This window comes from Pseudomonas gingeri, assembly GCF_013386165.1.
Lineage (GTDB): Bacteria > Pseudomonadota > Gammaproteobacteria > Pseudomonadales > Pseudomonadaceae > Aquipseudomonas > Aquipseudomonas gingeri_C.
Window position 1 is genome coordinate 24322 of sequence record NZ_JACAOS010000008.1, and the last position, 7981, is coordinate 32302.

Annotated in this window: 3 protein-coding genes; 1 reads left to right on the plus strand and 2 read right to left on the minus strand. The window is 63.9% G+C overall.

The features are described from left to right. Positions 1-6 precede the first annotated feature (6 nt). Positions 7-1386 carry an MFS transporter gene (locus tag HX866_RS09940; protein WP_177139356.1) on the minus strand — a complete coding sequence of 460 codons (1380 nt, stop codon included), beginning with the start codon at positions 1384-1386 and terminating at the stop codon, positions 7-9. Further along, on the minus strand, positions 1383-2396 hold the full coding sequence (locus tag HX866_RS09945; protein ID WP_177097012.1) for a cupin-like domain-containing protein: 1014 nt from the start codon (positions 2394-2396) through the stop codon (positions 1383-1385). Before HX866_RS09945 ends, HX866_RS09940 begins: the two co-directional genes overlap by 4 nt. Before the next feature lie 232 nt (positions 2397-2628). Here HX866_RS09945 and HX866_RS09950 point away from each other — a divergent pair. Next, a partial coding sequence (locus tag HX866_RS09950; protein WP_177139358.1) for a non-ribosomal peptide synthetase occupies positions 2629-7981 on the plus strand: 5353 nt, incomplete at its 3' end.

The following is a 7981-nucleotide window of genomic DNA, read 5'->3' on the forward strand; positions in this document are numbered from 1 at the left end:
GCTGTTTCACAGGGCATCGACCTGCGGCGCATCACCTGCCCGCAGGGGCGATACCTCGGGCGGCGTGCCCTCCAGGCGCCGCATCGGCCCGTAGAACAAGGCGCCCAGGGCCAGCAGCGCGAAGATGGCGCCGGTCATCACGTAGAGCATACCGACGCCGCGCCCCTCGCCGACCCCGATCCAGCGCCCGATCGACCCGGCATAAGCCCCGCCGGGCTGCAGCGCGGGCTGCAACCAGAGATCCACCAACAGGCCACCGACGAAGATCGCCAGACTGCTGCCGGCAATGGTCAACATACTGATCAGCGCAAACACACTGGCACGATTGCCGGCCGGGATCCGGCTCATCCACAGCGCATTGACCCCGGCATCGGCAATGCTCGCCACCATGATCGCGCCGAAGGCCATTACGCAGTAGGCAACAGTCTGCGAAGCCAGTCCCAGGGCGATGATGCAGAACGACAAGAGCAGATCGGCGACTGCCGCCATCACCATCAGCCGACGCTGGCTACCCATGTAAACCAGCAGCCCGGCGCCGAGCAGGCCGCCCAGGGCTGCCCAGGTGTAGGTCAGGCCGAGGCTCTGGCTGCCCAGCGTGGACAGTAGCAACGGCGTCATCATCAGCGTGACCATCGAGAGCAACGCGGTGCGCACCACGGTGTAGACCAGCAGCCAGGCCATCAGGTGACTGCTGAGAAAGAATTTCAGCCCGGCCTTCACATTGCTCAGCGCACCGCCCGACACCGCCTCGGCGCCCGTGTCGTCGTGCTGCGCCGGCACCCAGCGCACATAGGAAAACGCCTTGATCACCAGCAAGGTGCCGGCAAAGAAGGTAATCAGGTCCAGCACCAGCACCGTCACCAACCCGGCCTCGGCCATGATCACCCCCGCCAGCAGTGGCGCGACCAACGAAGCCGCATTCTTGCTGATGCCCATCAAGCCCGAGGCCTGGGTGTATTTTTCCGGGGTAACGATCGTGCTGACGGCCGCCTGGTACGCCGGGGTGCGGAAAGCCGAAACAGTAGAGGCCAGGCAGTTGAAGATATACAGGTGCAACGGCTCCAGACGGTCGTACCAGAGCAGCCCGATGACCCCGAGGAGCAGCACGGCCAGGCTCACGTCGCAACAGACAATGATCAGCCGGTGGCTGAAGCGATCGGCGAGCCCTCCGGCAAACGGCAGGAATACAATCGCCGGCAAGGTGGCCGCCAGCACCACGTTGGCAAAGGCAACCGCCGAACCGGTATGGGAATAGACCCAGACGCCGAGGGCGAACTCCATCAGCGCCGTGGCCATGATTGCCAGGGACTCACCGGACCAGAGGAAGTAGAAACTTCGTCCCAGATCAAACCCTTTGGACGAACGCCCTCGGCTCCAGAAACTCATTTGCGCACATCCCCGCGCGTCTGCGGCACGCCGCCACCGAACAACGTGCGCGCCAGCCGATAAGCCTTCGAGTAGAGCACCGCGCCTACCACCAGCAACGCCCGACGGGAAAAGAAATGGGTGTGCAACACGCGCCGGGCGATGGGCGAACGCAGATCGCCAATGACGTGCAAGGGCGTCTGGAACGTCGCCGCGACAGTCACACCGACCGCCTCATCCATCGATTGCACCGCGTGCCACCAGTAGACCGGTATGTACAGCGCATCCCCCGGTTCCACCACGGTGCGCAAGGCCTTCAGATTCCGGGTACTCGGGAAGCGCTGGGTATCGATGTTATACAGATAGCCCACCTCTTCGATGACCGGACGCAGCGCTCGCCAACTGGTCTCGTCCGGCGGTAGCAGGAGAACTTCCTTGGCCCCGACCACTTGCGCCATGAAGGTCTCGTCGGCGCCATGGAAATGCCAGTCGGTATAGGAGTCTCGGTACACAAAACTGCGATAGGGTGGATAGTGCAGCGGCGTGGTCAGTTCCGGCATGAACGGCAGGCCGCCCACGTCATTCCTCAGCGGCTCGAGGGCCTCACCCTCTTTAAAGCCGCAACTGTCGGCCACCAGCGGATGACGGCCCACACCGAGACTCTCGAGAAACTCATGGAAGGGGATGTCCTTGTGGACCACGTCCGAGTACTCGGTCAGGGCCGCCTTGACGTCGGGGCTCGACCAGCCCATGACCTCCGAGATGACCTTCGAACGCACCACCACTTCACTGTTGCGCGAATGGGCCTTTATATAGTCCAGCTGGTTCCACTTGCTGAACGCCGGCCAGTGCCGCACGGCATTCTTGACCAGGCAGGGACGGTTGTAATTCACATAACGACGGATGAAGTCTTCCTTGGAAATCGTCAGCGCATCGATCACTTCGACGGATCCGGCCTCGGGGTGATTGGGAAACCGGGACAGACTCCAGAACTTCGAATCAGGGCGATCCACTTCGGCGATCAATGACATTGTGCGACCCTCGCAAGAACACTCAGGGCCGTTGATATAACAGACTCGCGCGCGTGTTCCCAAGCGCGCAGGTGGCCCCTGCACAGGGTTGTCCCTGCTTCCCATGACAGACATCGATCAGTGGATGCTCTAATTTTTTCCCACGCTTTTCCTTCGTCCCGCCGACAGGCAGTTGCCCATACTCCTACGCAGCGGAGACGAACCCACTGATTCTGCAAACAGGTGCTCTGAAATGGATTCGTCGACCGACAAGCTGTCCGCGCAAGTCTGCGCGTCCCACGAACTGGCTTCGGTCCAGCAAGGTATCTGGCTCGATCAGATCGCACACCCTGACCTCCCCTACTACAACATCGGCATGTCCCTGGAGATCAAGGGCGAGATCAATATCCCGCTGTTCGAGAAGGCCATCGAGATGGTCGCCAACCGCAACGACACTCTGCGCCTGAGCTTCAGCCACGAGGATGGCGTCGGTCGCCAGCGGGTCCTGCCCGAGGTCAAGGTCAAGCTCGAAGTGGTGGAATTTTCCGAGGCCGACGACGACGCAGGCCTGGCCATGGCCTACCTGCGCGATGCCTTCCGCCAACCGTTCGAATCCCTGACCGGGCAACTCTGGGAAGCGCGCCTGGTGCGTTGTGGGCCACAACGCCATTACTGGCTCAACCGTTATCACCACCTGGTCACCGACGGTATCGGCGTGGCGCTGATCGGCCATGCCGTGGGCGCCGCCTACAACGGTTTGCTGGCCGGTAATGAAGAGGTGGCCGAAGGTCACTCGTACCTGTCGTTTCTCGAAGAAGACCGCGCTTACCTGCAGTCCACGCGCTACGAGCGCGACCGTCAGTTCTGGCAGGACACCTACGCCCAACTGCCGCCATCACTGCTGCAGCGCCGGGCCGACTTCAAGGCCGGCAAGGCCAACGAACTGGCCCCCAGCGAGCAGGTCCAGGCCATGCTCCCGCGTGCCCTGTACAACGCACTGACACAGTTCGCCAGCGAGCGCAGCCTGTCGGTGGCCCATGTGTTGATCAGTGTGGTCAGCACCTATTTCTGCCGCACCGTGGGCGTCGATGAAATCGTCATCGGCATGCCCGTGCACAACCGCACCACCGCTCGCCAGAAAGCCACCGCCGGGATGTTCTCCTCGGTCAGCCCGATTCGCCTGACGGTGGATCCCCAAGGCTCGCTGCTGGACCTGATGAACGCCGCCGGCGGACAACTGCGCCGCTGCTATCGCCACCAGCGCTTCCCCATCGCCGAACTGAACCGCACCCTGCGCCTGGCGCAGACCGGACGCCGGCAACTGTTCGACGTTTCACTGTCGTTCGAAAGCCTGGACGGTGACGATCAGTTCGGTGGCACCTCGTCGCGGGTGATCACCATGGACAACGGCTACGAGCAGACGCCGATGGCGATCTTCGTCCGCGACTACCACCCGTTCGAAGACGTCCACCTCGATTTCAACTTCAACACCGCCTATTACAGCCTCGAAGAAGCCCAGCGCCTGCAACAGCGCATGTTCGCGATGCTCGAAGCGGTGCTGGAACAGCATGACACGCCGGTGGCGCACTTCCCGCTGATGGCCGAAGACGAGCGCCAGCACCTGCTGGCCGACTTCAACGCCACCGCCCGCGAGTATCCCCGCGACGTACTGATCCACCAACTGATCGAACAGCAGGCCGCCCAGCGTCCGGACGCCTGCGCCGTCCGTGGCGACAGCGGGCCATTGCTCAGCTACGCGCAACTCAACCGCCGGGCCAACCAGCTCGCCCATCGCCTGATCGAACTGGGCGTGGAACCCGATAGCCGGGTGGCCGTCAGCCTGCGCCGTGGCGCGGAAATGGTCGTCGCACTGCTGGGGGTTCTCAAGGCCGGCGGCGCCTATGTGCCAATCGATCCGGACCTGCCGAGCGCTCGCCAGGCCTATATGCTCGGCGATAGCGCCCCACGCGCGGTGCTCACCACCCATGACCTGCTGGACGACATGCCGGCCTTGAACGTACCGGTGCTGGTGCTCGATGGCAGCGACGACAGCGCACAGCTTGCCGCGTACCCCAGCCACAACCCGGACACCCAGGCCCTCGGCCTGCTGCCGACGCACCTGGCCTACGTGCTCTACACCTCGGGTTCCACCGGCATGCCGAAAGGCGTGATGAACGAACACCTGGGCGTGGTCAACCGCCTGCTCTGGGCTCGCGATGAGTATGGCGTCGAGGCCAGCGACCGGGTGCTGCAAAAAACCCCGTTCGGCTTCGACGTCTCGGTCTGGGAGTTCTTCCTGCCGCTGCTTGCCGGTGCCGAGCTGGTCATGGCGCGCCCCGACGGGCACAAGGAGCCGGACTACCTGGCCCAGGTGATCCGTGAGGCCGGCATCACCATGCTGCACTTCGTGCCGTCGATGCTCGACCTGTTCGTGGAACACCGCGCGACCCGTGACTTCCCGCAACTGCGCCGGGTCCTGTGCAGCGGCGAAGCCCTGCCCCGCGGCCTGCAACGGCGTTTCGAACAGCAACTGCCGGGGATCGAGCTGCACAACCTCTACGGCCCGACCGAAGCGGCCATCGACGTCACCGCCTGGCAGTGCCGCCCAAGCGACCCGGGTGAAAGCGTGCCGATCGGCCGGCCGATTGCCAATATCCAGATGCATGTGCTCGATGCCCTGGGGCAGATCCAGCCGCTGGGTGTGGCCGGTGAACTGCATATCGGTGGTATCGGTGTGGCCCGGGGTTACCTGAACCAGCCGGAACTGAGTGCCGAACGTTTTATCGTCGACCCGTTCTCCAGTGACCCGCAGGCGCGCCTGTACAAGACCGGCGACCTCGGTCGCTGGTTGGCCAATGGCGCCCTGGAATACCTCGGCCGCAATGACTTCCAGGTGAAGATTCGCGGCTTGCGTATCGAGATCGGCGAAGTCGAGGCGGCCCTGGCCCTGTGCGCCGGGGTTCGCGAAGTGGTGGTGATTGCCCGCGAAGACGACCCGAGCCAGCCGGAAAACAAGCGTCTGGTCGCCTATCTGTGCGGCGAACCGGCACCGACCGAACAACTGCGTGTCGAGCTGCTCAAGCATCTCCCCGAATACATGGTACCCAGCGCCTTCGTGCACCTGGACAGCCTGCCGCTGAGCCCGAACGGCAAGCTCGACCGCAAGGCCCTGCCGGCGCCGGATCTGGAAGCGGTGATCAGCCATGACTACGAGGCCCCGCAAGGCGATATCGAAATCGCCCTGGCCCAACTCTGGCAAGAGATGCTCGGCCTGTCCCAGGTCGGCCGGCATGACCAGTTCTTCGAACTGGGTGGTCACTCGTTGCTGGCCGCGCGCCTGATTTCGCAAATCCGCCAGCAACTGGGGGTTGAAGTGGGACTGGTGCAGCTGTTTGCCCATCCCGAACTGAAGGCGTTGGCCCAGGTGATTGCCCAGGCCGGGCGCAGCACCCTGCCGGAAATTCTGCCGGTGACCCGTGACCAGGCCTGGCCGTTGTCCTTCGGCCAGCAGCGCCTGTGGTTCCTGGCGCAGATGGAAGGCGCCAGCGCGGCCTACCATATGCCGGGCGGCCTCAGCCTGCGCGGCAACCTCGATCGCGAGGCCCTGCAACGGGCGCTGGAGCGTATCGTTGCGCGCCACGAAGGCCTGCGCACCACCTTTGCTCTCGGTGATGACGAACAACCCTTGCAGCGGATTGCCGCGGCGGATACCGGCTTCAGTCTGCAATTGCACGATTTGCAGGGACAGGCGGATGCCGAAGCCAAGCTTCAGGCGCTGGCCGGCGAGGAAGCCCTGCAAGCCTTCGACCTGGCACAGGGACCGTTGATTCGTGGGCGCCTGATCCGCCTGGCCGAGGACCATCATGTCCTGCTGGTGACCATGCATCACATCGTCTCCGATGGCTGGTCGATTACCGTGCTGACCCGCGAACTGGCCGCGCTCTATGCGGCGTTCAGCCAAGGCCAGGATGATCCGCTGGCACCGCTGGCGCTGCAGTACCTTGATTACGCCGTATGGCAGCGTCGCTGGCTCAGTGGCGAGTTGCTGCAACAACAATGCAACTATTGGCAGCTGGCCCTGGCGGAGGCTCCGGCACTGCTGATGTTGCCGACCGACCGGGTGCGTCCGGCACAACAGGACTATGCCGGTGCCACGCTGCCGGTGAGCTTCGACGAAAACCTGACCCGCGGCCTCAAGGCTCTCGGCCAGCGTCACGGCACCACCTTGTACATGACCGTCATGAGCGCCTGGGCGGCGCTGTTGGGCCGTCTGTCCGGGCAGGATGATGTGGTGATCGGCTCGCCGGTGGCCAACCGCACACGCAGTGAAGTCGAAGGGCTGATCGGCCTGTTCGTCAATACCCTGGCCATCCGTGTCGACCTCAGCGAGCAGCCGACGACCGAGTCCCTGTTGGCGCGGATCAAGGCCGTCACCCTCGGCGCCCAGGCCCATCAGGACCTGCCGTTCGAGCAGGTGGTGGAAGTGGTCAAACCGGTGCGCAGCCTGTCCCACAGCCCGATCTTCCAGGCGATGTTGACCTGGCAGGACCTGGGCAATACGGACGTCAGCCTCGGCGACCTGCAACTTGAAAACCTCGACACGACCAGCACCCTGGCCAAGTTCGATCTATCCCTGGACCTGGGCGAAGCCCAAGGTCGCCTGCTCGGTTCGCTGGAATACGCCACCGCGCTGTTCGACGAAGGCACCATGGTTCGTTACCTCGGTTACTTCCAGCGCTTGTTGGAAGCCATGGTCGCCGATGACCGCCAGGTGCTGGAACAGGTGCCGCTGATCGATGCCGCCGAACGCGAGCAACTGCTGGCGGGCCTCAACGCCACCGACGTGCCTTACCCGCAAGACAGCACGATTCATCAACTGTTCGAGGAGCAGGTGCTGGCGCAACCCGAGGCCATCGCGGTGGCCTTCCAGGCCCAGCGCCTGAGTTATGCCGAGCTGAACCGCCAGGCCAACCGCCTGGCCCATCACCTGGTCGGCCTGGGTATCGGCCCGGATGATCGGGTAGCGATCTGCGTCGAACGTGGCGTCGAGATGATGATCGGCCTGTTGGGCGTGCTCAAGGCCGGTGCGGCCTATGTGCCGCTGGACCCGGCTTACCCGGCCGAGCGCCTGGCCTACATGATCGAGGACAGCCAGCCGTCGGCGCTGCTGACCCAGCGCGCACTGCTGGAAAGCTTGCCCGCACTGGACTTGCCGCTGCTGTTGCTGGATGAGGAGCAACGGGAAACCTTTGCCGAGCGTGACGACAATCCTGTGGTGCCAACCCTGGGTGCACGCAACCTCGCCTACGTGATCTACACCTCCGGTTCCACCGGTAATCCAAAAGGGGTGATGATCGAACACCGTGGCCTGGTCAACTACAGCCTCGATGCCGCCCGCCTGTTCGGCCTGACTCCGGCGGACACCGTGCTGCAACAGAACACCCTGAACTTCGACCTGTCGGTGGAGGAAATCTTCCCGGCGCTGTTGGCCGGTGCCACCCTGGCGCCAAGCCGGGAGATCTTCGGCAGCGAGGGTACCCAGGATCACGGTATCCGCCCGACCTTCCTGCACATGACCGCTGCTCACTGGCACACCCTGGCCGCCG

Bases quoted from the DNA above. Each gene is read 5' to 3' on its own strand.
- HX866_RS09940 (WP_177139356.1), bottom strand. From the start codon at position 1,386: ATGAGTTTCTGGAGCCGAGGGCGTTCGTCCAAAGGGTTTGATCTGGGA.
- HX866_RS09945 (WP_177097012.1), bottom strand. From the start codon at position 2,396: ATGTCATTGATCGCCGAAGTGGATCGCCCTGATTCGAAGTTCTGGAGT.